We start from the raw sequence: 26419 nt of genomic DNA, 5'->3' as shown, positions 1-26419 counted from the left end.
GCACATGAACCTGCTCATCAAGTCCGTGATCGGTGCGCTGATGGTGTTGCTGATCGGCCTGCTGGCACGCACCCGCAACTACTACATAGCCGGCCTGCTGCCGCTGTTCCCCACCTTCGCGCTGATGGCCCATTACATCGTCGGCAGCGAACGCGGCACCGCCGAGCTCAAGGCCACCATCGTGTTCGGTCTGTGGGCGGTAGCGCCGTATGTGGCCTATCTGGCCGCACTGTACTGGCTGATCGACCGGATGCGCCTGCTGCCTGCGCTGGCCGGTGCGCTGCTGGTTTGGTGCGTGTTCGCCGCGGCGGCCGTGCTGCTGTGGAACCGTCGCTGAGCCAGGCCACCGCGGCGCCTTGGATTCCCATGGGCACGGCCCCACCTCGAACGACATCCACCGTCTGCGGAGTTCTCATGGAAACCTTCCACGCCACCACCATCGTCTGCGTACGCCGCGAAGGCCGCGTCGTGATCGGCAGCGACGGCCAGGTCACGCTGGGCAATACCGTGATGAAAGGCAACGCCCGCAAGGTACGCCGACTGGGCAAGGCCGGTGACGTGGTGGCCGGGTTCGCCGGCGCCACCGCCGACGCGTTCACGCTGTTCGAGCTGTTCGAGCAGAAGCTCGAAAAGCACAACAACAACCTCACCCGCGCCGCGGTGGAAATGGCCAAGGAATGGCGTACCGACCGTCGCTTCGGCCGACTCGAGGCGATGCTGGCGGTAGCCGACAAGGAAGCATCGCTGCTGATCTCCGGCAATGGCGACGTGGTGGAGCCCGAGCATGGACTGATCGCGATCGGTTCCGGCGGCCCGTTTGCACAGTCGGCGGCGATGGCGCTGCTTGAAAACACCGAACTGGATGCACGCACGATCGTCGAGAAGGCGCTGAAGATCGCCGGCGACATCTGCATCTACACCAATCACAACGTGTCGATCGAAGAGTTGTAGGCGCTACGCGCTACGGCTTTCCTCGTCGTCATCCCAGCGAAGGCTGGGATCCAGCGCCTTCAACCGCAACGACACTGGATTCCGGCCTTCGCCGGAATGACGGGCCATAGAACACCACACTTCCAGGTGCATCCCATGTCCGAACTCACTCCCCGCGAAATCGTCAACGAACTCGACCGCTACATCATCGGCCAGCACGACGCCAAGCGCGCCGTGGCGGTGGCGCTGCGCAGCCGCTGGCGACGCATGCAGCTGGCGCCCGAGATGCGCAACGAAATCACGCCGAAGAACATCCTGATGATCGGCCCCACCGGCGTGGGCAAGACCGAGATCGCGCGCCGCCTCGCCACGCTGGCGAACGCACCGTTCGTGAAGGTGGAGGCGACCAAGTTCACCGAGGTCGGCTACGTGGGCAAGGATGTCGAATCGATCATCCGCGACCTCGCCGACGTGGCCTACAAGCTGACCCGCGAGCACGCGGTCAAGCGCGTGCGCACGCAGGCCGAGGACCGTGCCGAGGACCGCATCCTCGACGCCCTGTTGCCGCGCCGGCAGACGCCTTCCGACTGGAGCCACGACGCGCCGACCACCCCGGCGATCGACAGCGACACCCGCCAGAAACTGCGCAAGCAGCTGCGCGAAGGCACACTGGACGAACGCGAGATCGAGCTGGATTTCGCCATGAACGTGGGCGTCGAGATCATGTCACCGCCCGGCATGGAGGAGATGGGCGCGCAGCTGCGCCAGATGTTCCAGAACCTGGGCGGCGCCAAGACGCAGAGCCGCAAGCTGGCGATCAAGCTTGCGCGCCCGCTGCTGATCGACGAGGAAGCAGGCAAGCTGCTCAACGATGAGGAAGTCCGCGCGCAGGCGATGGAGGCGGCCGAGCAAAACGGCATCGTATTCATCGACGAGATCGACAAGGTGGCCCAGCGCAGTGACCACGGCCACGCCGGCGTCAGCCGCGAAGGCGTGCAGCGCGACCTGCTGCCGCTGGTCGAGGGCTCCACCGTGTCGACCAAGTACGGCCCGATCAAGACCGACCACATGTTGTTCATCGCCTCCGGCGCGTTCTCGCTGGCCAAGCCATCCGACCTGATTCCGGAGCTGCAGGGCAGGTTGCCGATCCGCGTCGAGTTGTCGGCGCTCAGCGTGGACGACTTCAAGCGCATCCTGCGCGAGCCGCACAATGCGCTGACCAAGCAGTATGTGGCCCTGCTCAGCACCGAGGGGGTGACGATCGAGTTCACCGACTCCGGCATCGACCGGCTGGCCGAGGTGGCATTCCAGGTGAACGAGCGCACCGAGAACATCGGCGCGCGCCGGCTGCATACCGTGATGGAGCGCCTGCTGGAAAAAATCTCCTACGAAGCTGCAGACAAATCCGGCGAAAATTACAAGATCGACGCCGAACATGTAGACAAGAGCCTGGGTAGCCTGGTCCAGAACGAAGACTTGAGCCGCTACATCCTGTAAACAAGCCGCCGGGACCGATCTGGTAAAATGAGAACCGTGAGCAACATCATCGAACTGAAAACCACCGGCCAGCGCGCCCAGCTGCGCGAAGCGCAGCAGCAGCAGACCCTGGTCCGCCTGTGGCGCGAAGATCTCGAGCACGGCAGCTTCTGCGGTTACGTCGGCGGCGTCGGCCGCGAGTTTTTCCTGCTCTGGGTGGTCGGCGACGGCATCACCTACGACGGCATGTACGTAATGCGCCATCGCGACGTCTCCGAACTGGAGGCGCCGGACAAGCACCATGTGTTCTTCGAGAAGGCGCTGGCGCTGAAACACATCCTGCCGCGCCCGCCGCGCGGTTTTCCGCTGGACAACATCCGCGAGGTCATCCAGGCCGCCGGCGCGCAGGCCCCGGTGATCGGGGTGCACGTGGACAGCGAGGACGAAGCCGAGGTCTGCTACATCGGCCGGCTGGTCAGTGTGGACGACGATGGTTTCCACATGCAGGAACTCAGCCCGGATGCGGAGTGGATGCGTGAAGCTTCGTTCTTCTCCTGGGATGAGGTCTCCACCGTCAGCATCGAGGACAGCTACGCGCAGTCATTGCTGGCCGTGGCCGGCGCTGCTCCGCCGCTGGAGCCGGGCAGCCAGGAATCGGTCACCCGCATCGAGTGATGCGGGTGGCGGTTGTCGGCGCCGTCCATACATCCACTTATTTTTGTCCGAACAGGATCTTGCGCGCGGCTTCATCCGTGCGAAGGTCGGTCTGTTCCTTGAACGTCTCGCCCACGGCATAGGCACGTTGTGTCGCCGGACGTTCACGGATGCGCTCGAACCAGCTCTTGAGGTGGGGAAACTCCTCCAGCGTCATGCCTTGCGCCTCATGCGGCACGATCCATGGATAAGCGGCCATGTCGGCAATCGTGTAGTTGGCGCCTGCGATGAAAGCGCGGCCGTCCAGACGTCTATCCAGTACGCCATACAGGCGGTGGGTTTCGTTGACGTAGCGGTCGATCGCATACGGGATCTTCTCGGCGGCGTAGCGGTTGAAGTGATGGTTCTGGCCCAGCATCGGACCGAGCCCGCCCACCTGCCAGAACAGCCACTCCGTGACGACATAGCGCTCACGTATCGCCGCAGGCATGAACCTGCCGGTCTTCTCCGCCAGGTACTGCAGAATCGCACCCGACTCGAAAATGCCCAGCGGCACGCCGCCACCGGGCGGATCGATATCGACCAGCGCCGGCATCTTGTTGTTCGGCGAAATCCTCAGATACTCCGGCTTGAACTGATCGCCCTTGCCGATGTTCACCGGCCTGATCTCGTAAGGCAGGCCAGCTTCCTCGAGGAACATGGTGATCTTGTGGCCATTCGGGGTCGGCCAGTAATGCAGTTCGATCATCGCCATCTCCTCGGCGTGGGCGTCAACAACAAGAGGATCAGGGCGACAGCTCCTGTTTCAAGCTGCGACTGCCGGATCTCGCTCCGGATCTGGCCACGCCGGCACATGGCCTGGCGAGGAAATCGCACAACTTTCGTCAACGCCCACTCCCATCTCGCGTTGCATGCCTTGTTGCCCACTTTTTCTGGAGATTCCGCGATGAAACCCATTCGTCGTCTTGGCTTGCTCGGCTTCGCCCTGGCTATCGCCGGCACTAGTGTCGTCATGGCGCAGCCGTTTCAGGACACTGCCACTTCCGCCGATTCGACGTCCACGGCACCATCGCGCCACGCGCCTGACCCGCAACGCCAGATCGCGCGGCTCAGCCGCAAGCTCCAGCTGACACCGGATCAGGCCGCCAGGATCGAACCGATACTGCGGAATCGACAGCAGCAAATGCAGCAGTTGCATGCGGACACCACACTGGCACCGCGCGATCGCCGCGCCAGGATGCGCACGATCATGCAGGACAGCAGCAACCAGCTGCAGGCTGTACTCACCGACAGCCAGAAGCAGCAATACCAGCAGATGCTGCAACAGGCCATGCAGCAGCGCCAGAACAAGAAAAGTTCATCGGGTGACGATTCCGGCAATCAGTAAGGTCGCCCCGCAGGGTGCATCCAGCCCAGGGCCGGCTTGCTGCCGGCCCTGCGCCTTTACGCGCTGACGTAATCGCTTATGCTCGTCCCCTTGTCGGGATTCATCGGATTGGGATGTCATGACCCGTATCGTCGTCGTCGGCAGCATTAATATGGATCTGGTCACCCAGGCGCCGCGCTTCGTCGGCCCCGGCGAAACCATCCTGGGCGAACGCTTTCTCACCGTGCCGGGCGGCAAGGGCGCGAACCAGGCGGTGGCTGCAGCACGACTCGGTGCCGAGGTCGCCCTGGTCGGCGCGCTCGGCCAGGACACGTTCGGCGACCAGCTGTATGACGGCCTCGCCTCGGAGGGCATCGCGCTCGAGCACGTGCGCCGACTTGATGATGCAGCCAGCGGCACCGCCTCGATCACCGTCGCCGACGGCGAGAACCAGATCATCGTGGTACCTGCCGCCAACGCGCGCGTCATGCCCGCACAGGTCGAGCGGGCACAAGCCGTGATCGCCCGCGCCGATGCCGTACTGGTGCAAATGGAGATTCCGCTGGAAACGGTGGAAGCGACCCTGCGACTCGGCCAGCGGCTCGATGTACCCGTGATCTTGAATCCCGCGCCCGCGCAGAAGCTGCCGACCGAATGGTTGAAACTCGCCCGCTACGTCACGCCGAACCAGCACGAGCTGGCCATCCTGCTAGGCCTCGATCCCGAAGAGGATTTCCGCAAGCTGATGCAGCGCACGCCGTGTCCCGTCGTGCTCACCCGCGGCGCCGAAGGTGCGTGGTATCGCGAACAGGGCGAGCCGATCCACCAGCATGGCTTCGACGTCGAGGCGGTCGACAGCACCGGCGCCGGTGACACCTTCAACGCCGCACTCGCCGTCTTCCTGCATGAAGGTCTGTCACAGGCCGTGCGCAAAGCCTGCGCCGCCGCCGCCCTGTCGGTTGGCAAACTCGGTGCGCAGGGCGGCATGCCCGGCTTGCGTGAAATCGAGACGTTGCTCGCCCAGCAGGCCAGCTGATTACCTTGCTGATGCGAGAAACGCACGCAGGCCGACAAACGCGAAGCCGGTGGCCACCCATCGGGCCATGATGAACACCCGCGATCTGCCTGTGCCGATTGCGTGGCCGGCACCGACGACGGATTAAAAAAGAGCGCCCATCGGGCGCTCTGAAAACTGCTGATGCCGCGTGTGCATCCTTACGCTTGACCAGTGTGATCCTGCGCCCCGCTCCGACAAGAATCGGAGCGGGGCGGCCGGTGTCAGAAACTGACGTTCAGCACCATCCGTGCACCCTGGTCCTTGGCCTGACTGGCGAACTGGCCGTGGTAGCTCGCATCGAACGTGACGTTCTTGCCCAGTGGGAAGCGGATGCCGAAGTCGACGATGCCGGCATTCGCCGCCACCGGCAGGCCGGCAACGGAGAAGCTGCCGGTGCCGTCGTTGGCAAAACGCTGCTGGTCGACCGAGGCCAGATCACCCCAGGCGTGCTGGTAACCCACGCTCGCATACCACTGCGTCCAGGCATTCGGTGCCCACGCCGCGCGCAGACCCACCGTGCCGTAATTCACGCTGCTGTCGTTGGCCTGCACATCCAACCCGGCCACGCCGCCTTCGCTGATGGCATCCTGATGAAGCCATACGCGTGCCAGGTTGGCGAACGGGGTCAGGCTGCCCGTGGCAAAGCTGAACTTGTAGCCGCCATCGACATAGGCTTGCGTGACACCGTTGTCGTACTTGGCGGCGGCGAGGCTGCCCAGGCCTGGTACGTCGAAGTAGCGATGGCTGCTGGTCTTGTACCAGCTGTGTGCCGCACCACCCTGGAACTGCCACGCCCCCAGATCCGCACCGGTGTACAGACCCAGCACGGTGCTGGTGCTGTGCGCATCGGCCGCATTGTTGCCGGTGCTGCTGTTGGACAGTTCACCCGCACCGGCCACCGCGCCCACGCGCCATGCGCCAAGGGTTTTATCGGTGCCCACCAGCAGGCCGCTGCCGTTGCTGCCCTGGCTTGACGCATTGCCGTCGCTGTCGTGGTTGCCGCCATGGCCCCAGGTACTGGCCCACACGCTGCCTTGTGCATCGGCCTGCTGACCGATCTCGTTCGCGCCCTGCACGCCTTGCAGGTGGTCGCTGATGGCATCACGTACATAGTGACTGTCATCGACGATCGCCGTGCGCGTGCTGGCGAGGCTGTCGCCGGCCAGTTCGTTGAAGGCGGCCCGCGCCTGCGCCGACGCCAGCGGAAGGATCGCGTTGTAGACCGTGCCGGACGAACTCGATTCGACGGCCGTTGCCGTGTGGATCTCATTGGGCGTCACACCGACCGAGGCAAAGCTGGTGGCGTTGCGTGTCAGCGTCAGGTACGCATCCTTGGCGTCATAGCTCAGCGTCGGCGTCAGGAACGCAAAGTTCGACGTCGCGGTGCCGAAGGTGCCACTGATTCCGCCGTCGGCGGTGAGGATCGTGTACTTGGTCGACACACTCCAGTTGCTGCCCGCCTCCATCGAGACAACCGAACCGCCGCCAAGCGTCGCCGTGCCGGTCGCATGGATCAGATCGCTGCTGCCGGTGTCGGTCGCATCGAGCTGATACGTCGAACCCGCCGCCAGGCTCGCGTTGCCGTTTACCATCAGCGTGCCGATGCCATTGCCACCCGGCGACACCGTGGCGCCGCTGGCGAGCGTCAAGCCACCTATGCTGCCCGTAGCGAGCAGCTCGGAGCCGTTGTCCACAGTGACGCTACTGACCAGACTGCCCTGGACATTCAGCGTGCCGGCCGCCACTTCGGTACTGCCGGTATAGGTGTCCGTGCCGGTCAGGACCAGGGTGCCGGTGCCGGTCTTGACCAGATCGCCGGCCTGCGTGCCATCGCTGATGCCACCGCTGAGCGTGGTGGTCAGGCCCGCGTTGACGTTGACCGTCGGATCACCCGACAGCGTGATCGCATTGGCCAGCGTGAAGCCGCTGGTGAAGTCCAGCGTGGTGCCCTGCGCCATTGCCAGCGTACCGCTGCCGATCGCCGACGCATTGCCCAGCACCAGCGTGCCGGCACTGATCGTCGTGCCGCCGGTATAGGTGTTCGTGCCGGTCAGCGCCAGGATGCCACTGCCCGACTGCACGACGCTGCCGGTGCCGCTGATGGTGCCGGCGAAACTGGACGCATCGCTGTGATCAAACGCCAGCGTACCGTTGTCCGTCACGTCGCCGCTGATCGAACCACTGGTTCCGCCACTGCCGAGCTGCAACGTGCCGGCACTGATCGTCGTGCCGCCGGTATAGGTATTCGTACCGGTCAGCGCCAGGGTGCCACTGCCCGACTGCACGACGCTGCCGGTGCCGCTGATGGTGCCCCCGAAACTGGACGCATCGCTGCGATCAAACGCCAGCGTACCGTTGTCCGTCACGTCGCCGCTGATCGAACCACTGGTTCCGCCATTGCCGAGCTGCAACGTGCCGGCACTGATCGTCGTGCCGCCGGTATGGGTGTTCGTACCGGTCAGCGTCAGCATTCCATTGCCCACTTTCAGCAGCGTGCCGTCACCCGACAGCGCGCCGGCGTAGGTGCCATTCTGCGTCTGAGCGAACTCCACCACCGCGGTGTCACCCGCACCCGGCGCAAAGGCCACATTGCCCACCAGGCTGGCCGTGTTGCCGACGAGGGTGCCGTCGGCAATGGTCCATGCTTCGCTGGCGTTGCCGGTACCGGTCAGCGTCCATGTGCTGCTGCCCGCCTTGGCGAAGTTCGCAAAGCCCTGGAACGAAGCCGCGCTTCCGACCGCGCCGACCTGACCCAGATCGAAGCTGGCATTGGTGGCGCCACCCAGTGCCAGCATGTCGCCTCCCTGCGTCGTGCCGCTGGTGCTGACCACCTTGCCGGTGAAGGTATAGCCCGCCTCGATCTCCAGCATGTTGTTGCCGCCGCTGAAGTCGACCGCATCGGCTTGCGTGCCGTCCGCACCCAGGCCACCGGCAATGCTGCCGCTGTTGATGACGATCGAGTTGCCTGTCGACACCACGCCCACGCCACCGGCACCACCCGCACCGTCCATGCCGGCACTGCCGCCGGGCGCCGTGCCATTGCTGCCACCCGCACCACCGGTGCCGCCCATGCCACCGGCACCGCCCACGATGCTGCCGCTGTTGATCACGGTGAATGATGCGCCGCCGATGCCGGCACCGCCGGCACCGCCGATGCCACCATTGCCGCCATTGCCGTTGGCACCGCTCCCGCTCGCCGCGGGACCCGTGTTGCCCACGGCGCCAGCGCCACCGACGCCGCCCGTAATCGTGCCGGTGTTGGTCACGCTGAAGGATGAGCCCGTGATACCGGCACCGCCGATGCCGCCCGCGCCAGCCGCACCACCGGCCGACATCGCGTCGGAATCATTGGAGTCGCTAGCGCCGTAGTGGCCGCGACCGCCCGTGCCACCGCTGACGGCGCCCGCATTGCCGATCAGCAATTGGGTGCCGCTGATACCCGCACCGCCGACACCGCCGGCGCCGCCCGCACCGGACGTGGCTCCGGTGGCGTTGCTGTAGCTGCCGTAGCCACCCGTGCCACCCTGACCACCGGTGATGGTACCGGTGGCACTGTTGGTGACGTCGGCATTGCTGCCGCTGATGCCGGCACCGCCGGCGCCACCGGCACCGCCGGCCATCGCCGCGGCAGTCGTGGCATTGTCGCCGGGCTCGCCGCCAAAGCCGCCGTAGCCGCCGCTGATCGCGCCATTATTGACGACCCCGAAGTGATCGCCGCTGATGCCCGCACCGCCGACACCCGCCACGCTCGCGATACCACCTGCGCCATAGCTGCCGATCGCGCCGCCACCCGCCGTGGAGCCGCCACGGCCGCCACGGCGGCTGTAGCCACCGTAGCCACCTTGGCCGCCGGCAATGATGCTGGCCGTTTCGTTCGTCACGTTGAAGTAGCTGCCCGCCACGCCGGCACCGCCGGCACCGCCCACACCGGCCACGCCGCCCGTGCCGCCGTTGCCAGGCACCGCGCTGCCGCTGGAGTAGCTGCCGCTGCCCGCCGGGCCCGCGGTGCCTGCCGAACCACCGGCGCCGCCAAGAACGAGACCGCTGTTGTCCAGACTGAACTGGGTACCGCTCACGCCGACGCCGCCGTTGCCGCCATGGCCGCCGACACCGCCGTTGCCACCGGCCTGACTCGCATCGACCGTACCCTGGGCGCCGTAACCACCCTGGCCGCCGTGGCCGCCGTAGCCACCGACAATGGCACCCGCATTGCTCAAGGTGAAACCGGTACCCGTGACGCCGTCATTGCCCGCGCCGCCCGCGCCACCGTTGTAGCCGTTGCCAGCCGCTCCCTGGCCCGCGTTTGCGACCCCGTTGCCGCCACGGCCGCCGTAGCCGCCGGTACCACCACCGATAAAGGCCGTGTTGGTCAAGCTGAAGCCCGAGCCACTCACGCCCGCACCACCGGCTGCTCCCGCGCCACCGCTGCCGCTGAACCCATTGGCATATTTGCCCTGGCCACCGGCGCCGCCGGAACCCCCGCTGATATTGCTGTTGTTGGTCAGCGCAAAGCCGCTGCCGCTGATACCGGCACCGCCGACACTGCCGTTGCCGCCAGCACCACCCTTGAAGTATTTGGAACCCGAACCGTTGGTCGCGAAGGTGCCGCCGTTGGAACCAGACACACCGCCAGCACCCGTCACGCTGACGCCGGCACCCGCGCCGCCTACCAGCAGCGTGGTTCCGCTGGCCAGCGAGATACCGCCGTTGAAGCTGCTGCCGTTGCCGTCCAGATCCAGTTCGCCAGCGCTGACCGACCACGGCGTGTTGCTCGTGCCCTGACCACCAAGAATCAATGTGCCGTTGCCCGTTTTGGTCAGGCCAGCGGTGTCATTGAGCGTGCCATTCAGCGTCAGCGTGGTGCCCGCATCGGTATTGAACGTGCCGCCGGCGCCGTCCAGGGTGATCGCCCGGGCCGAGGTGAAGCTGCTGGTGTTCTCCAGCGTGCCGCCGTCCAGAGTCAGACCACCGCTGACGTCGCCCAGGTTGGCATCGCTGGCCACCGAGAGCGTACCGCCCTCGATCATGGTTCCACCGGTATAGGTGTTGGCGCCGGTCAGTACCAGGGTGCCGTAGTCGCTCTTGACCAGACCGTCGGTGCCCTGCAGCACATTGTCGATCGTGGCGACATCGCTCGCACCAGCCGTGCTGCCATCACCCACGCGGATGACCGGTGCATTGCCGTTGGCATCGGCGACCAGGGTCAGCGCATCGCCGTTCATGGCGTAGCCATCGGTCATGAATTGCAGGCCGGTAGCGGATACCGCACCGGCGCTGCCATCCACGCTGACCGTGCCTGCGGCACCACCGAAGATCGCGAAGCCCGGCTGCGGGCTCATCGTTGCCGACACGTCGCCATTGACGTCAGTCCAGTTTGACGAAGTGGCCGACCACGTACCCGTACCGCCGCCCATCTGCGTGGCCGAGGCCAGACCGTTGCCGTTCCAGAGGTTGAGGGTTTGGCCGCCGGTGTTGACCAGATTGATCTGCTTGTCCGTCGTCAGCGTCTGGATCGCCAGCGTGTCGCCAGCCGGGACACTGCCGAACGTGATGCCGCCGTTGGTTTCGGTCAGCGTGCCGCTGTAGTTGAACAGCCGGTACAGGCCCTGCCCGAAGCCAGGATCGGCGTTGACGTTGAGCGTCGCGCCATTGAGTGTCAGGTTGCCGCCGACATTGACCAGATCGCCGGTGCCGGCCACACCAGACCCCGCACCCGGGGCGCCGAACTCGTAATCGAGCATGCCGCCCTGCGCCACCGTCAGGTTGCCGTTTACCGTCAGCGTGCCGATGCTGCCGGCAACGCCCGGGGCAAGATGCGCGCCGTTGGCGACATCCACGTTGCCGCCTATCGAGCCATAGCCGCCAAGTGTTGCGCCATTGTCGACATTGGCATCACCGGCAATCGACGCACCTGGATTGGCGCTGTCACCGATCAGCAGCGTGCCGCCCTGGACGGTCGTCGCACCGATATAGGTGTTGACGCCATCAAGCACCTCCTGACCGGCTGCAACAACCAGTCCTCCGCTACCTGCTATCACACCGTTGAAAGTATCGTTGGCATTGGTCAGCGACAACGATTGCGTCCCGAGGGTGACATTGCCGCTGCCACCCAGTGACGCGATCGACGCACCGTTTGACGTGTTGCTGATATCAAACGTGCCGTTGTCGATCACATCGCTGGAACCGGCAATGCTGCCCGTGCCGCTCAACGCCAGCGTGCCGCCGTTGATCGTCGTGCCACCCGCGTAGGTATTGTCACCGGTCAGCGTGAGCGTTCCAGCGCCGCTCTTGGCCAACGCACCCTGGCCAGACAGCACGCCGTTCCATGTGGCACCGATACCGTTCGTATCGATGGTCGAGGCAGTCCCGCTTGCCAGATTGGCATTCACGCTGGTGTTCAACGCCGAACCAACCACCTGGATCGAACCGCCACCCAGATTGAAGGTGTAATGGCCGCCAAGATTGTTGTAGTCACCGAGCAGCGAGTTGCCGCCGATTTGAAGCATGCCCCCGGCGAGGTTGTAGGTACCATCGCCGCTGCCGGCAAGATAGAGCCGCGACGTGCCATCGACGGCAAGCGTGCCTCCCGTCTGGTTGACCACGCCGGTGCCGGCCGCCGCGCCCGATGTGCCCATGGACAGCCAGTCGCCGATGATCATCGCGCCGCTATTGCCGACGCTCACCGTTGCAGCACCGCTTATGGCGAGCTCGCCATGGCTCGCGGGATTGGTGCTGGCATTGCGCCCGATATCGAAGAAGCCGTTACTAAACGCCAAGGTGCCGCCGGAAATGTTGTAGCTTCCCGTGCCACCCTGGTTGCCGATGTTGAGCGACGCGCAATGCGCGAGGTTGCCGCAACCATCATTGACAACGACCGTGCCACCGGTTTGCGTCACCGTACCGGTGCCACCCCAATCACCCACCTGCAGGCCCGTTCCAAAGGTGATCGTGCCGCCACTGACCGTGAGCGCACCAATATTCGGCGCGCTACCCGCCGTGCCCGTTCCGACCGAGAGATAGTCAATCGCGGAGTTGCCGGACGTTTGTGCGAGCGTTCCGTCCATGATGTAGGACTCGCCATGTTCAATCGTCGCGCCGTCGATGGTCAACGTGCCGCTGCCGACTTTCGAGAAGGTACCGTAAGCAGCATCCCAGCCGTCACCCGTATTGATGATGGTTCCCGAAAAGCTGGTGTTGGCATTGTTGCTGCCAACGATCAGCGCATTCGTTCCGTTGAGAACCGTGCCGTTGCCCGAAAGGCTTCCCACCACCACATCGGCCGGTCCGCTGCTGGAGCCGGCCGTGACACCCGAGATGTCGAACGTGCCGTTGTCGATCACGCCGCTGGAATTGGCAATGCTGCCCGTGCCGCTCAACGCCAGCGTGCCGCCGCTGATCGTGGTAGCACCGCTGTAGGTGTTGTCTGCGGTAAGAATGGTCGTGCCGGCCAGCACATTGACTGCACCGTTGCCGCTGATCGTCGGATCGAAGGTGTAGCCGGTATCGGTGTGGTTGAACACCAGGGAACCGGTACCCGCGCCAAACGTGACGGTACTCGTATCCAGCGTGCCCGCCGCTGTCGCGGCACTGCCTGCGGCCGCACCAATGTTCAGCATACCGGTCGAGCCCGCATCCGCCGCAATCAGCACGCTGTCGCCGGTCACCGAAGCACCGTCGGCGATGGTCAGCATGCCGTTGCCGCCATGGTTGCCGACCACGATCTGGCCGCCCGGCGCAACTGTCACCGATGAACCGGCATCCGTCACGATCATCGTGCCGGTCGAACCGGACTGGTCGGCGATTGAGAGGAAGCTGCTGTCGACCGAACCGCCATCGGAGACCGTCAGCGTACCGCTGCCGTATTTACCGACATTGATGCTCGCCCCCGCGGTCACCTGAGCACCACTGGTGACAGTCACCATGCCGGTATCACCGGCGTTCTGGCCGATGTTGAGTTCACCCGCGCTATTGACTGACGCGCCATTGCTTGCCGTCAGGTTACCGGTGCCGTTGCTGCCCACCTGGAACGGTGTGCCGCCGATGGTCGAGGTGATGCTCGAACCGGTGCCGTCCACGATCAACGCGCCGTTGTCGATGACATTCGCGGTGCTGGCCACGCTACCGCCACTGGTGATCGCCAGCGTGCCGCCGTTGATGGTGGTGATGCCGGTATAGCTGTTGGCACCGGTCAGCGTCTCGCTGCCCGCCGCCACCGTGAGGCCGCCGCCGCCGCCGATGACACCGTCAAACTCATCGTGTGCGTTGGTCAATGTCAGCGTCTGTGCACCGAGATTGACGTTGCCGGTGCCAAACAGAGAGTTGATCGATGCGCCGTTGGTCGTGTTGCTGATGTCGAACGTGCCGTAATCGTAGACGCGGTCGGAGTTGGCAATGCCACCATTGCCGCTCAGCGCCAAACTGCCGCCGTAGATCACTGTCGACCCGGTGTACGTGCTGGCACCCGTCAACGTGAGGATACCGGAGGAATACTGATAGACCTGACCGGTGCCGCTGATCACGCCATCGTACGTCAGGGCATCCGTGCGGTTGAAAAGCAGCATACCGTTGTCGGTTACGTCACCGACAATCGAACCGGTCGTACCCTGGGCGCCGATAAACAGCTCAGTACCATTACCGATCGCCGTACCGCCGGTATAGGTGTTGTTTCCCACCAGGTATTCGGAGCGACCGGCCACGCTGAGACTTCCGCTACCGCTGATAACGCCACCGAAATTGCCGGTGGCGTTGGTCAACGACAATGACTGCGCGCCCAGATTGACATTGCCGCTGCCGTCCAGCGACACGATGGACGCGCCGTTAGTCGTATTGCTGATGTCGAACGTACCGTTGGCGATGACGTCGCTGGAGCTGGCGATGCTGCCCGTGCCGGAGAGTGTCAGTGCGCCACCGCCGTTGATGGAGGTGTTGCCGGTGTAGGTGTTGGCGCCGGTGAGCGTCAGCGCGCCGCCGCCGGCGCTGTCTGTCACGGTCATGCCGCCGCTGCCGGTGATCGCCTGCGAGATCGTCGTGGCATAGCTGTTGGTGTCGATGGTACCGCCGCCGACATCGAGCGTGATCGCACGCGTGCTGGCGAGATTGAAGCTGCTGCCGAATTGCAGCGTGCCGCCGTTGAACGCAAGGCCGCCGCTGGTGGCGCCGAGGCTGGCGTCGGAGGACACCGACAGCGTACCGCCGCTGATCGTCCACGGCGTCACTGCCGTCGTGGTGCCGGTCAAGGTCCAGGTGCCGGTGCCGCTCTTGAGGAAATTCCTGAAATTGAGGTACTGGCCGCCGATGTTCGCGACATTGAACGTGGTACCCGTGCTGCTGCTACCGCCCAGGGCCAGCGTATCGTTGCCACCGGCCACGGCCACGACGTTGCCAGTGATGGTCGATCCGGATTGCAGTTCCAGCGAATTGGTGCCACCGGTAAAGGTAATGGCCGCAGCCTGAGTAACGCCGTTACCCGACAAACCACCGCTGATCGTGCCGCTATTGATCACACTGAGATTGCTGCCGCTAATGCCGACGCCGCCGGCACCTGCGACGCCCGCGATGGCTCCCGACGAACCTCCGGCTCCCGCGGCACCGCCAGCGCCGCCACGGATGGTGCCCGTGTTGACAACACTACCGCCGGTTGAGCCGTTGAACAGAACACCCACGCCGCCATCGCCACCGAAACCACCGGCCCCCGCATCCGGGCCGCCCTTTCCGCCAGCACCACCCGCACCACCTACGGTGGTACCGGCGTTAGTGAAAGTGCTCCCTGAACTGCCAAGCAGTGCGCCACCGCCCCCTTGTCCGCCGCCGCCGCCACCGCCATAACCATTTGGCGCGCCCGTGTTGCCCGACCCTCCCGCTCCGCCCGCGCCACCAGTTAATGAAAAACCTGCATTGAGCGTCAGGTTGCCAGCCGTTAGACCCACGGCGAATCCGCCGCCACCGCCACCGCCGCCACCGCCATCGATAATGCCGCCGACGGGGTTCGTCGGCACACCGCCGCCACCACCCGCACCACCAGTGATATTGGTGGACTCCACCGTATCCGCTGTGACGGTCGTACTCAGCGCACCGCCACTACCACCTGCACCACCATTGCCACCAGCACCGCCACTGGCGCCCTGTCCAGCCTGTGCGCCGGTCAAATACGCAGCACCGCCACCACCACCAGCACCTGGCAGATAGGGGCCTGATGGTCCAAAAGTACCTCCACCACCCGCCGGCGAGCCGACCGTGCCACCCGCTCCCCCCACACCGATGCCGGGCCCGGAAACGCCGCCTTTGCCGCCATCCGCGTGCGCGTCGAACGGCAGCAAGGATATCGTGAGGCCTAGCGCCAAGGCGCAGCCCAATACCAGCGGCTTCAGCCGGTTGGCGCGCGCCGGGGCGCTGGTCGCCATGTGCCCGTTCGATGCGCGCGTCAATTCCGAAGCGACTTGAACGGCGTTAAGCGCACAATTCCAGACAAGACGATAAATGCGATTCATGGTGTGCCCCCTGAAGGATGTAACGAGTGAATTCGGATAATTAGGTGCTGCTCCGGTCAGGCCACGCCCGATCCGGATGGAAGACAAAATGTGGGTGCAATGCGTGCGTTGCGCTGGCGATCCGATCAGACCACCCGCACCTCGCGCAGGTTGAGCTGCGGATCGCGCCAGAAGGCGTCGTTCTCGAAACGGCGGAACACGTCCGGTGGCAGGATGGTGCTGCGCTCGCGCGCTTCGATCTTCTTGCGCACGGCGTGCAGACCTGGCGTGCCGGCACGCAGGTCAAACTCGTTGGCGTCGTAGCTGACGTTGTCGAAATCGTGAGCGAAGGCAGGTTCGCCAATGAAGTCGTAAATCGCCTTCACGGCGGCGGCCGGATCGCTGGTCAGCGTCTCGTACTGCAGCAGCAGCAGGTTCGCGCTGTCTTCGCCGTAGTACGCCTCTTTCAGCGCGTTGTAGGCAAAGCCGACCATGCCATCGCCATTGGCGAGGCCTTCGGCGCGCGAGTACACGGTGCCGCCGGGCTGGTAGCTGAAGATGGACGAGGGCTGGAACGCGTTCTTGCGCACCAGCTGTTCGATGCTGTCGATGATCCACGGCATATGCCGCACGCAGGCGATCACCTTGGCGGCGGGGAACAGCTCCCTCAGCACCCGCAGCTTGCTGCACCAGATGCGGTTGGTATCGAACACCACCTCCACCGGATACTCCGCGGCGTAGTAGGCATCGAACAGGCCTTCCAGAACACGACGGCGCTGTGCGTCGCTGATGAATACCGAGTATTCGTTGCGACCGCTCATCTCGCCTTGCAGGGTGTTGAACAGGCCACCGACCGGGCCGCTCATGCCTGCATGGAACTGCGGATTTTGACGAAGAAGACCCGCAAGCAATGTGGAGCCAGATCTCGGCAGGCCCGAAATAAAGTGAAATCGACGTCCCATCCTTCCCCCTGCAGAGGCCAGCTCCGCAGGGCGGCAACCAAGACTCTGCGCATCAATTTTTAAACGGCATGTCGGTACATCCATGCCTGTGCGGGTTGCGTCAGGCCTACCCACTCACCTGGGTCCGACCGACCCAGACAGGCAGCCAGGGCACGACCAATGTCTTTTTCTGTGAGTATCGACACATAAATTCAGCACCCTTGACACTGCGTCTCACTTTCCTAAAACGATCTTTTATGGCAGGCAATCTCTATGCCAAGGGCAAACACCCCCGAGAAACCGGGTTGATCGAGGACCCGCTGCCCTCTTCAAGCCCGACCAGACAGCCATGGTGGTGCCGGGCAAAAGTCGGCTTTGGGGCGTGAGGTGACGCCATGCGTCATAAGCTGCTTGCTGACGCTGCTCGTGCCGTGCGCCATCGTGGATGGGCTTATCCGCCACCGCGGTTGCGAATGGCAACCGACAAGCGGGTACGTTCCCCCCCCCGCTCCCGGTGATCGAGATTGCCTACGCGCTCGGCTTGTTTATGCCGCCACAGGTGTTGTTAGCCAGTCCAGGACTGGCAGCTGGCAGCATCGCTCAGCATGGAAGGCTGTGGATTGCCGGACACGAGCCTCCACTCTTCTCAACGGAAGTGCCGTGAGCATGAGTTTCATGAGGGTGTTTCAGGCAAATGTGCCTGTGCGATGCCTCAGGGCATGAACCGATCGAGGCATCGCGACGCGTCATCTGTTTAACTGATCGCGCTGTGCCGTCAGGCTACGCTGCATGACGAGTTCGCCATTGGCTGCTGTGCCGATGTGGACGAAACGGAGCCTTGCGAGAATCCTCTGAGCAGCCCGACGTTCCATTTTGCGGTTCTCGATGGTGGCCACCAGATGCCGAGGCGCCCCGGGCTCGCTCTCCATCGCTTCGAATCCTTCGATCATCGTCTCCATCAGACGAACATTCAGGCCTGCCAGGCGGCTGGCCCGACGGATGAACAGGCGAACGAATCCATAAGACACGCCATGGTCATCCAGGCGAATCGCCACCGTGCAGACGCCAGCGATATTGCCGCCTTCCACTTCCCGGAGAACGCATGCCACCTCCCATGCGCGACGCCATGCTTCGTCCGGATTTGTCACCGCTCCTTCCTGCAACCAGAACGCCACGATTTGCTGCCGCAGGGGTTCCGATATGTTGCCGAATACCCACTGGACCTGAAAATCCTGGAGTGGGCCAGCCGGTGCCGAGGGCGTTTTGATCATGGAGCATTCCTGTCCACGGGCATGTCCCGCAGCAGCAAGTTGGCAGGCAATCTCTATGCCAAGCGCTGACCCACCGGAGATACCGGGTTGATCGAGAAACTGCCGACCTCCAGCCCTACCGGCCAGTCATGGCAGGGTTGAGCAAAAAACCGTATCCGCGAAAGTCGTCTTTGGGCGCGAGGTGACGCCATGCGTCAGCAGCAGCTTGCTGATCTGGCGAACCAAACCGGGCCGCCCGGACTTCCCTGCGATGCAGAGACCGTCCATACCCATTGCGTCGTAGTCATGCCTCGCATCACGCCACTTGGTACGCTACTTGCACCCTGTTTCGCATTCAGCGGCTGCGCATGTGGCACTTGCAGGGGTCGCTTCACGGAAACCGTATCCTTCGTTCGTCGAATGCATCCATGACTCAATGCTCAATGACGCGTCGGCCTGTTGATGACGACGCGCAGTGCCCGGGGATCGACACCAGCAGTTTCAGCACGCACGCGCTGCCTGCCGATGTGCAGGTCCTGGCTTGGCGCAAGCGCGTTGGGCATGTGGTCGACGTACTACCCTCGAAAAAGCAGGTGACGGAAGGGCTCGTCGCAAATATCGATTTTTATGCGGTCAACGGCATGGCCTTTTCCGACTGCCGCACCGACGCGATGGTGATTGATCGCTCGGTGGCGCGGGTTTCCACCGATTCCCGTCGGGACTATGTCTTTCACCTTTTTCTCGAAGGTGAGATCGGCAATGTGACGGGCATTCATAAAAAGCGCAGCGTGACGGACTCAACCCGGGGAATCATTGCGTTCGACCTGAGCCAGCCGTTTCATGTCGACCGACCGGCTTGTCGTGTTCTCAGCCTGTTCGTTCCGAGGGCCATCGTGAATGCCGGCCTGCCTGATGGCGAGTCGATTCATGGTCGGGTTCTCCCACAGGGCACGCCACTTGCTGGCCTCGTCCTGGATCACGTCACGGCGGTCGGCAGGGAAATATCAAGGCTCGACACCGTCGGCGCGATCGACGCGTTGCACGCTAGTGCCGAGCTCCTGGTCGCCGGATTCCGGAAAGCATCCCGCCTGACGGGCGACGACCGCGCCGCCCTTCAAACCGCGGTGATGGGGCAGGTGCGTCGTTTCATCGAAGCCAACCTGCATCAGAGCGATCTGACTCCCACGCATGTGATCGACGCATTGCAACTGAAGCGTGCCACGATCTATCGCTGGTTCGAGCACGAAGGTGGGCTTGGTGCTTACATCCGTCACCGCCGGTTGCGAATGGCTGCAGACGAGCTCGTGCGTTTCCCGCACGTCCCGGTGATCGACATCGCCTACGGGCTCGGCTTCAAGAGCGCCTCGGATTTCACACGTGCGTTTCGTCGCACCTTCCACATGAATCCGCAAGACATGCGCGCACGGGCCCTTGGCCTGCAACAAATCCAGGCAACCAGAATGGTCAGCAAGCATTTGCCCGGTGCTGCAGAACACGTGCATCGACATCTTCAGGAAACCGGTTCAACGCATAAAGCGTGATACCGATCGTGGCCATCAGATACCACGCAGGCATCATGGCATTGCCGGTCACGTGGATAAGCCACGTGACAAGGAACGGTGAAAAGCCGCCGAAGAGGGCCACCCCCACGCTGTAGATCACCGAAAGGCCTGCCGCGCGCCGATGCCGCGGAAATGCCTCCAGCATCAACACCGAACTGGCGCCAGCATTGTTCAACGAAAGCGCCACGTACACGGCAATGATGGCGAGTGCAGCGACCTGGCCGACACCATGGGTCAGCGCCCAGAAGACCGGATAGGTCGTCAGCAATGATGCCGCGAGAGTCAGGTACTGCAGCGTCTTTCGGCTCGCATGACGGTCGGCAACGCCCGCGACCAGCGGCGTCACCACAAGAATGACAAGACCCGAGAGGCAGGCCGTCACCAGACTGATCGCGGCGGGCCAGTGCAGTGTCTGGACCAGATAACTTGGCATGTAGAACACCGTGACATAAAAGCTCGCCGACGGTGCTGCCATCATCAGAATGCCGTAGACGAGCGGGCGGGCATGCTCGGCAAACAAGTGGCTTGGCATGAACTTTCTGCTTGATCGTTCGGGGGCCGCAGGCATGTGGCGACGCAGGTACCAGCCGACCGGACCGATCAAGCCGCCCAACACGAAAGGAATACGCCAGCCCCAAGCTTGCATGGCCTCTGGTGAAAGCAATGCCGTGGTACTTGCCCCAATCAGCGCCGCCACTAACGCGGCCACGCCCTGGCTGGCGCCGCGCCAGCTGACGATGAAGCAGCGGCGCTCGTATCCAACCGACTCCATGAGCAAGGTCGATGCCGGGCCAATCTCCCCGCCGGCTGCGAGCCCCTGCACCAATCGCGCAACGACGATGAGTATCGTCGCAACGGGACCGATCGACGCATAAGACGGCATGCACGCGATCATCCAGGTACTGATCGTCATCAGCGTGAGCGCTACGCCGATGCCCACTTTGCGGCTGTAGCTGTCGGAGATATGGCCGATCACGATCGCACCGAGCGGGCGCATCACAAAACCCGCGCCGAACGTGGCGAGCGACAACAGCAGGGACGACACCGGACTGCTGGAAGGAAAGAACAGCTGGCCGATCGTCACCGCCGACAGGCTGTAGATCGTGAAGTCGTATGTGACGAAGCCGTTGCCGATCGCGATCGCCGCGATGACTCGCGTGAAGCCGGCGTGGGTCAACTTGCCAGCAGCATCGTGCCCGGGTGCTGCCGACTTGTGCCTTGCAGTTTTCCCGTTATGGCTTCGAAAGGGTCTGAACATTAGCGGCCAGGAAATGGAAGACTTTGCGGGGATCGGCATCGCACGGGACATCGTGCTTCCGAGCGAATGTTTGGCGGACGTCCGTGGACATGAATCTACTTGCCGATGCAGAACGATCCGAAGATGGCACCCAGCAGGTCGTCGCTGCTGTAACTGCCGGTGATTTCGCCCAGCGCGTGCTGGGCATGGCGCAATTCTTCGGCGGCAAGTTCGCCGGCGCGGCTGCCGGCGAGTACGGCGGCGGTGTGATCGAGATGTGCGGCGACCTGTTGCAGCGCGAGTACGTGACGGCGACGCGCGCTGAAGGTGCCTTCGCCGCCGCCGGCACCGGCGAGCCGCTTGAGATGCTCGCGCAGGGCGTCGAGACCAGCGCCGGTTTTCGCCGAAGCCCATAACCAGGTCATGCCGTCATGCGCTTCGCGATGCGCACTCGCCCGGTCGAGATCGATCTTGTTGATCAGTACCAGCCGTTCGACGTTCGCCGGCAGCCCGGTTAGCAGCCGCAGGTCGTGCTGCACATGCTGTGCATCGGTCACCAGCAGCGCCACGTCTGCGCGTGCCAGTTCGCCATGCGCGCGGCGCACGCCTTCGCGTTCGACTTCGTCGTTAGTCTCGCGCAGGCCGGCGGTGTCGGCGAGCTCCAATGCGATGCCGTCGAGGCTGAGGCTTTCGCGCAGCACGTCGCGGGTAGTACCCGCGGCAGCGTTGACGATCGCGCGATCGCTGCCGGCGAGGGCATTCAGCAGGCTTGATTTGCCGGCGTTGGGGCGGCCGATGATCGCCACGCGCAGGCCGTCGTTGAGGCGCAGGCCACGTTGCGCTTCACGCAACAATTCACCCAGTTCGGCGCGCAAGGCTTCGAGCTGACGAGCGATGGCGGGATCGGCGAGAAAATCTATTTCCTCCTCGGGAAAGTCGATCGCCGCCTCGATGTGTACGCGCAGCGCAATCAGCGCCTGCAGCAGCACCTCGACCTTGCGCGAGAACACGCCTTCCATCGACTGCAGCGCAGCGCGTGCACCGGCCTGCGAGCGCGCGGCGATCAGGTCGGCGACGGCTTCCGCCTGGGCCAGGTCGAGCTTGCCGTTGAGGAAGGCACGCTCGGTGAATTCGCCGGGCCGGGCCAGCCGCGCACCCAGTTCGCAGACACGGCGCAGCAACTGATCGAGCAGCACGGTGCTGCCGTGGCCTTGCAGCTCCAGCACGTGCTCGCCGGTGTAGGAAGCGGGGGCAGGGAAGTGCAGCAGCAGGCCACGATCCAGCAGGCCGCCGCCGGCGTCGCGGAACGCGGCGAAGTGCGCGTGGCGTGGCTGCGGCATGTAGCCGAGCAGGGTCTGCGCAATCAGCGGTACCAAGGGGCCCGACACGCGCACTACGCCGATACCGGCCGCACCGGGCGCGCTGGCAATCGCGGCAATCGTCTCGGCGGTGTGATCGGACATGATGCAGGGACTCTAAACGAAGTCAGCCGCGACGGTGACCCGTGCACGGCTGACAAGGTGTATCGGAGGAGATGATTGATCAGGCCGCCTTGGCGGTTTCCTCGCGTTCGATGTGGTGGGTGACCCACCACTGCTGGCCCAGACCGACCAGACCGTTGACCGCGTAGTACAGGCACAGGCCGGCGGGGAAGAACGCGAACATCACGGTGAACAGCAGCGGCATCACCTTCATCATCTTTGCCTGCGCCGGGTCCATGCCGGCGGCGGCCGGGTTCAGCCACTGCGTGCCCAGCATCACGATCGCGTAGATGATCGGCAGGATGTAGAGCGGATCGGGCGCGCTCAGGTCAGGGATCCACAGGAACGGCGCATGGCGCAGTTCCAGGCTGTACTCGAGCACGTAGAACAGGCCGTAGAACACCGGCATCGTGATCAGCACCGGCAGGCAGCCGCCCATCGGATTGACCTTCTCCTTCTTGTACAGCTCCATGGTGGCTTGCTGCATCTTCTGCTTGTCGTCGCCGTAGCGCTCCTTCAGCGCCTGGATGCGCGGCGCCAGCTTGCGCATCCGCGCGCTGGAACGGTACTGCATCGCCGTCAGCTTCCAGGTCAGGCCCTTGATCAGCAGCACCAGCAGGATGATCGCCACGCCCCAGTTATGTGCAATGCCATGCAGGAAGGACAACACGCCATGCATCGGCACGGCGATCAGCTTGAACATGCCGTAGTCGATGGTCAGGTCCAACCCGGGCGCGATCGCGTCCAGCGTGCCTTGCACATTCGGGCCGATATACAGACGCGCCGTGCTGGTGGTGCTCTGTCCCGGCGCCACGCTCAACGCGGGGCCGACGGCGCGAATCAGATAGCGTGGCTGCGCGCTGTCCGGGTTGATCGTCTCGGTGACGTAGTGATCGGTCTGGTCGGCCGGCGGGATCCAGGCCGCGAAGAAATACAGCCGCAGCATCGCCGCCCAGCCACCCTTGATCTGGCTGTCCAGCTGGTCCTTCGGCTCCTTGAAGTCCTTGAACAGCAGCTTCTCGAACTTCTCGCCGGTGTACCAGGCAGCACCCTGGAAACTGCGGATCTCGGGATTGGTGTAGTTGGCCAGCCAGCTGCCGGCCTTCGGCGGCTCGACCCGTAGCAGCTGCTGGTAGGCATTGCCCTGCCACGGCTTGTCGCTGCCATTGTCGATACGCTGGCTCAGGCCGATCACGTAGCTGCCGCGTTTGAAGCTGTAGGTCTTGGTGACTTTGAGGCCGGCCGCGTCCTGCCAGGTCAGGTCGACTTTCAGTTCGTCCTGGCCTGCAGGCAGCACGTATGAGGTCTTCGCACTCTGGAACACGGCCTGATGGCTTGGCTGGTCCTGCGGCGCCGTGTCACTGCTGCTGACTAGGCCGTTCTGGGCCACGAAGTAGTGCGTCGGGTCATTGTCCAGCAGCACCGTTGGCGCCGGATTCGGCTGCTTGTGGGTGCGTGGCGCATCGGGGTACGCCAGCAGATCCGCATGCACCACGCTGCCGCCGCGGGTGTCCACGGTCAGCTTCAGCACGTCGGTGGTGATGGTGACCAGTTGTGCCTGAGCGTGGCCGACTGCGTCGCTGGCGATTGCCGGGGTATTGCCGGATGTTGCACTGGCCGACGGAATCGCACCCGGCACACTGCCGTCTGTGGTCGAGGGAATGGCGGCACTGGAGGATGCCGCCGCGACCGCAGCCGGCGGCGGCGGTGCGTAATCCTTCTCCCAGGCCAGGAACAGGAAATAGGCCACGGCCAGCAGGGCGAACATGAGGAAGGTGCGCGTTTGATTCATCGCGTAGCAGATCCGGTAACGCCACGACACTTGAACGCCGCGGAGGGCAAAAGGGAAAAGATCAACACTCGATTGTGGCGGTGGCGCCAGCCCGCTTCAATGGCTGGAGCCCTCGGACCGGTTCGTCAGCAGTTTTTTCCACAGCCCGTCGAGCTCGGCCAGCAATTGCGGACCGGGAACACCGGCCGCCTGCTCGCGCGCCATCACCATCAGGTCGATCGCCGGCAGCTGGTGACGGATGCGCCGGAACGATTCACGCAGCAACCGCTTGATGCGGTTGCGCTCCACCGCGCGCTTGGAAACACGCTTGGAGATCGCCAGCCCGAGCCGGGCATGGCCCAGTTCGTTGCTGCGATAACGCAAATGAAAACAGCGGCCGCCTGCGCGTCCGCTGCTTGTCCGCAAGGCGGCGAAGTCACCCGGCCGACGTAGCCGCGCATCGCGCGGCAGCCCGGCGGTGGACATGACGCGTGCCTCGTTTACGGGATCAGGCGCTTGCGACCCTTGGCGCGACGCGCGTTGAGGACTTTGCGACCATCGGCCGTGGCCATACGGGCACGGAAACCGTGGGTGCGGGCGCGCTTGAGCTTGCTGGGCTGGAAGGTCCGCTTCATGGCTTACTCCGAAGGGAATGTGGATAAAAAGGTTGGAAAGTATGTCGGGTATCCGGCACCACTGTCAAATGGCGCTTGACACGGCCCTGTGGATACTCATGTGGATATCTTGCGGTGGCCGTGTGGATGCTGCTGCTAGACTAGCTCATTACCCGCGCACCAGCGCCAAGCTAAGTGGCTGATTTTACCCATGAGTGATCTGTGGCGGCGCTGCCTTGAGCGTCTCGAAGGCGATGTGAGCGCTGAAGACCTGCATACCTGGCTGATGCCGCTGCAGGCACGCGAGGATGCCGACGGTCTGCAACTGTTCGCACCCAATTCCTACACGCTGGACACCGTACGCGAGCGTTATCTGCCGCAGATCGAGGCCATGCTGATGCGGCTGAGCGGCCACGCCTGCCTGGTCCGGCTTGACGTAGGTTCCAGCTCGGCCAGGCCCGCTGCCGTGGTCAAGCCGGTCGCCGCGCTCCAGGCCACACATGCACAACCGCCGGCACCCGCGTTCACCCACAATCTGGATCCGCATTACACCTTCGAGACCTTTGTCGAGGGCAAATCCAACCAGCTCGGCAAGGCTGCCGCGATGCAGGTGGCGACGAATCCGGGCCGCGCCTACAACCCGTTGCTGCTGTACGGCGGCACCGGCCTGGGCAAGACCCATCTGATGCATGCCGCCGGCAATCTGATGCGCGAAATCAATCCGGGCTGCAAGGTGTTGTACCTGCGCTCGGAACAGTTCGTCGGCTCGATGATCGAGGCGTTGCGCACCAAGAGCATGGACGAGTTCAAGCGGCGCTTCCGCTCGGTCGACGCATTGCTGATCGACGACATCCAGTTCTTCGCCGGCAAGGACACCACGCAGGAAGAGTTCTTCCACACGTTCAACGCGCTGTTCGAGTCCAAGCAGCAGATCATCCTGACCTGCGACCGCTATCCAAAGGAAGTGGACAAGCTGGAGCCACGGCTGAAATCACGCCTCGGATGGGGTTTGAGTGTGGCGATCGAACCACCGGATTTCGAGACGCGGGCAGCGATCCTGCTGGCCAAGGCGCACGAAAAGGGCGTGGCGGTGGACGAAAACGTGGCGATGCTGCTGGCCAAGCGCATCCGCTCCAACGTACGCGACCTCGAAGGTGCGTTGAACACGCTGGCAGCGCGAGCGAACTTCTACGGCAAGCCGATCACCACCGATTTCGCCGAGGAAACCCTGCGCGACCTGCTGGCTACGCATGCCCAGGCGATCACGATACCGAACATCCAGAAGATCACCGCCGAGTATTTCAACGTGCGGCTGCAGGATCTGCTGTCCAAGCGCCGCGTGCGTTCGCTGGCGCGGCCACGCCAGATCGCGATGACGCTGTCGAAGGAGCTCACCGAGCACAGCCTGCCGGAGATCGGCGAGGCGTTTGGTGGGCGCGACCACACGACCGTGATGCACGCCTGCAAGACGATCCGCAAATTTGTCGAAACCGATCCGCGCATGCGCCAGGATTGGGAACAGTTGATCCGCACGCTGACCGGCTGAAGCCGATGTCCGTGCACGGACACAAAATTTATGGATAACCGGGGGCTGAAGCTGTGGATAATGGGTGG

The 26419-nt window shown here is 63.9% G+C and carries 17 protein-coding genes; 8 read left to right on the top strand and 9 right to left on the bottom strand.

What is annotated here, in order from left to right; all coding sequences use genetic code 11:
- The first annotated feature begins 4 nt into the window (after window positions 1–4).
- From ACYVKM_RS05135 to ACYVKM_RS05120, 4 genes are all read left to right on the top strand, one after another.
- The gene (locus tag ACYVKM_RS05135) at window positions 5–337 is read left to right on the top strand and encodes a GlpM family protein (protein WP_460876295.1); all 333 of its coding nucleotides are present in this window, start codon (window positions 5–7) and stop codon (window positions 335–337) included.
- 77 nt (window positions 338–414) lie between these two features.
- Window positions 415–951: an ATP-dependent protease subunit HslV gene (gene hslV, locus ACYVKM_RS05130; RefSeq protein WP_460876294.1), complete on the top strand. Its 537-nt coding sequence runs from the start codon at window positions 415–417 to the stop codon at window positions 949–951.
- A gap of 135 nt (window positions 952–1086) precedes the next feature.
- On the top strand, window positions 1087–2427 hold the full coding sequence (gene hslU / locus ACYVKM_RS05125) for an ATP-dependent protease ATPase subunit HslU (RefSeq protein ID WP_460876292.1): 1341 nt from the start codon (window positions 1087–1089) through the stop codon (window positions 2425–2427).
- A 27-nt stretch (window positions 2428–2454) separates the two neighbouring features.
- Window positions 2455–3081 (top strand): hypothetical protein, encoded by a 627-nt coding sequence (locus ACYVKM_RS05120; RefSeq protein ID WP_460876291.1) that lies wholly within the window; start codon window positions 2455–2457, stop codon window positions 3079–3081.
- A gap of 37 nt (window positions 3082–3118) precedes the next feature.
- Here ACYVKM_RS05120 and ACYVKM_RS05115 read toward each other — a convergent pair whose 3' ends face one another.
- Complete coding sequence (locus ACYVKM_RS05115; RefSeq protein WP_460876290.1) at window positions 3119–3808, bottom strand: glutathione S-transferase N-terminal domain-containing protein; 690 nt, start codon at window positions 3806–3808, stop codon at window positions 3119–3121.
- A 198-nt stretch (window positions 3809–4006) separates the two neighbouring features.
- On the opposite strand from ACYVKM_RS05115, the gene ACYVKM_RS05110 reads away from it, so the two are divergent.
- Window positions 4007–4447 carry a hypothetical protein gene (locus ACYVKM_RS05110; protein WP_460876289.1) on the top strand — a complete coding sequence of 147 codons (441 nt, stop codon included), beginning with the start codon at window positions 4007–4009 and terminating at the stop codon, window positions 4445–4447.
- Window positions 4448–4565: 118 nt separating this feature from the next.
- On the top strand, window positions 4566–5462 hold the full coding sequence (rbsK, locus tag ACYVKM_RS05105) for a ribokinase (protein ID WP_460876287.1): 897 nt from the start codon (window positions 4566–4568) through the stop codon (window positions 5460–5462).
- A 242-nt stretch (window positions 5463–5704) separates the two neighbouring features.
- Here the strand turns inward: rbsK and ACYVKM_RS05100 are convergent, their stop codons facing one another.
- The 3 genes from ACYVKM_RS05100 to ACYVKM_RS05090 form a co-directional block, all read right to left on the bottom strand.
- A complete protein-coding gene (locus ACYVKM_RS05100; RefSeq protein ID WP_460876285.1) occupies window positions 5705–15970 on the bottom strand; it encodes an autotransporter-associated beta strand repeat-containing protein in 10266 nt (3421 codons plus the stop codon).
- Between the two features lie 125 nt (window positions 15971–16095).
- Complete coding sequence (locus ACYVKM_RS05095; protein WP_460876283.1) at window positions 16096–16911, bottom strand: sulfotransferase family protein; 816 nt, start codon at window positions 16909–16911, stop codon at window positions 16096–16098.
- A gap of 725 nt (window positions 16912–17636) precedes the next feature.
- A complete protein-coding gene (locus ACYVKM_RS05090; RefSeq protein ID WP_460876282.1) occupies window positions 17637–18161 on the bottom strand; it encodes a hypothetical protein in 525 nt (174 codons plus the stop codon).
- A 407-nt stretch (window positions 18162–18568) separates the two neighbouring features.
- On the opposite strand from ACYVKM_RS05090, the gene ACYVKM_RS05085 reads away from it, so the two are divergent.
- Window positions 18569–19681: a helix-turn-helix domain-containing protein gene (locus ACYVKM_RS05085; RefSeq protein ID WP_460876280.1), complete on the top strand. Its 1113-nt coding sequence runs from the start codon at window positions 18569–18571 to the stop codon at window positions 19679–19681.
- On the opposite strand, the gene ACYVKM_RS05080 is transcribed toward ACYVKM_RS05085, so the two are convergent.
- The 5 genes from ACYVKM_RS05080 to rpmH all read right to left on the bottom strand — a co-directional run bounded on the left by ACYVKM_RS05080 (window position 19605) and on the right by rpmH (window position 24826).
- The gene (locus ACYVKM_RS05080; RefSeq protein ID WP_460876279.1) at window positions 19605–21011 is read right to left on the bottom strand and encodes an MFS transporter; all 1407 of its coding nucleotides are present in this window, start codon (window positions 21009–21011) and stop codon (window positions 19605–19607) included. The two genes, ACYVKM_RS05085 and ACYVKM_RS05080, sit on opposite strands and share 77 nt — an antisense overlap.
- Before the next feature lie 44 nt (window positions 21012–21055).
- On the bottom strand, window positions 21056–22402 hold the full coding sequence (mnmE, locus tag ACYVKM_RS05075) for a tRNA uridine-5-carboxymethylaminomethyl(34) synthesis GTPase MnmE (protein WP_460876277.1): 1347 nt from the start codon (window positions 22400–22402) through the stop codon (window positions 21056–21058).
- 79 nt (window positions 22403–22481) lie between these two features.
- Window positions 22482–24212: a membrane protein insertase YidC gene (yidC, locus tag ACYVKM_RS05070; protein ID WP_460876275.1), complete on the bottom strand. Its 1731-nt coding sequence runs from the start codon at window positions 24210–24212 to the stop codon at window positions 22482–22484.
- 96 nt (window positions 24213–24308) lie between these two features.
- Window positions 24309–24677 (bottom strand): ribonuclease P protein component, encoded by a 369-nt coding sequence (rnpA, locus tag ACYVKM_RS05065; RefSeq protein WP_460876274.1) that lies wholly within the window; start codon window positions 24675–24677, stop codon window positions 24309–24311.
- A gap of 14 nt (window positions 24678–24691) precedes the next feature.
- Entirely contained in the window at window positions 24692–24826 is a 135-nt protein-coding gene (gene rpmH, locus ACYVKM_RS05060; RefSeq protein ID WP_007510029.1) for a 50S ribosomal protein L34, read from the bottom strand.
- A gap of 190 nt (window positions 24827–25016) precedes the next feature.
- On the opposite strand from rpmH, the gene dnaA reads away from it, so the two are divergent.
- Entirely contained in the window at window positions 25017–26351 is a 1335-nt protein-coding gene (gene dnaA / locus ACYVKM_RS05055) for a chromosomal replication initiator protein DnaA (protein WP_460876271.1), read from the top strand.
- The last annotated feature ends 68 nt before the right edge of the window (window positions 26352–26419 follow it).

The organism is Rhodanobacter koreensis, from assembly GCF_054782855.1.
Note: the sequence above shows the minus strand (reverse complement) of the source record. Positions and strands in the feature narration are given on the sequence as shown.

Bases quoted from the DNA above. Each gene is read 5' to 3' on its own strand.
- ACYVKM_RS05115 (WP_460876290.1), bottom strand. From the start codon at position 3,808: ATGATCGAACTGCATTACTGGCCGACCCCGAATGGCCACAAGATCACC.
- mnmE (WP_460876277.1), bottom strand. From the start codon at position 22,402: ATGTCCGATCACACCGCCGAGACGATTGCCGCGATTGCCAGCGCGCCC.
- ACYVKM_RS05095 (WP_460876283.1), bottom strand. From the start codon at position 16,911: ATGGGACGTCGATTTCACTTTATTTCGGGCCTGCCGAGATCTGGCTCC.
- ACYVKM_RS05085 (WP_460876280.1), top strand. From the start codon at position 18,569: ATGACTCAATGCTCAATGACGCGTCGGCCTGTTGATGACGACGCGCAG.
- rnpA (WP_460876274.1), bottom strand. From the start codon at position 24,677: ATGTCCACCGCCGGGCTGCCGCGCGATGCGCGGCTACGTCGGCCGGGT.
- dnaA (WP_460876271.1), top strand. From the start codon at position 25,017: ATGAGTGATCTGTGGCGGCGCTGCCTTGAGCGTCTCGAAGGCGATGTG.
- ACYVKM_RS05110 (WP_460876289.1), top strand. From the start codon at position 4,007: ATGAAACCCATTCGTCGTCTTGGCTTGCTCGGCTTCGCCCTGGCTATC.
- hslU (WP_460876292.1), top strand. From the start codon at position 1,087: ATGTCCGAACTCACTCCCCGCGAAATCGTCAACGAACTCGACCGCTAC.
- rpmH (WP_007510029.1), bottom strand. From the start codon at position 24,826: ATGAAGCGGACCTTCCAGCCCAGCAAGCTCAAGCGCGCCCGCACCCAC.
- ACYVKM_RS05120 (WP_460876291.1), top strand. From the start codon at position 2,455: ATGAGAACCGTGAGCAACATCATCGAACTGAAAACCACCGGCCAGCGC.
- yidC (WP_460876275.1), bottom strand. From the start codon at position 24,212: ATGAATCAAACGCGCACCTTCCTCATGTTCGCCCTGCTGGCCGTGGCC.
- rbsK (WP_460876287.1), top strand. From the start codon at position 4,566: ATGACCCGTATCGTCGTCGTCGGCAGCATTAATATGGATCTGGTCACC.
- ACYVKM_RS05135 (WP_460876295.1), top strand. From the start codon at position 5: ATGAACCTGCTCATCAAGTCCGTGATCGGTGCGCTGATGGTGTTGCTG.
- ACYVKM_RS05100 (WP_460876285.1), bottom strand. From the start codon at position 15,970: ATGAATCGCATTTATCGTCTTGTCTGGAATTGTGCGCTTAACGCCGTT.
- ACYVKM_RS05080 (WP_460876279.1), bottom strand. From the start codon at position 21,011: ATGTCCCGTGCGATGCCGATCCCCGCAAAGTCTTCCATTTCCTGGCCG.
- hslV (WP_460876294.1), top strand. From the start codon at position 415: ATGGAAACCTTCCACGCCACCACCATCGTCTGCGTACGCCGCGAAGGC.
- ACYVKM_RS05090 (WP_460876282.1), bottom strand. From the start codon at position 18,161: ATGATCAAAACGCCCTCGGCACCGGCTGGCCCACTCCAGGATTTTCAG.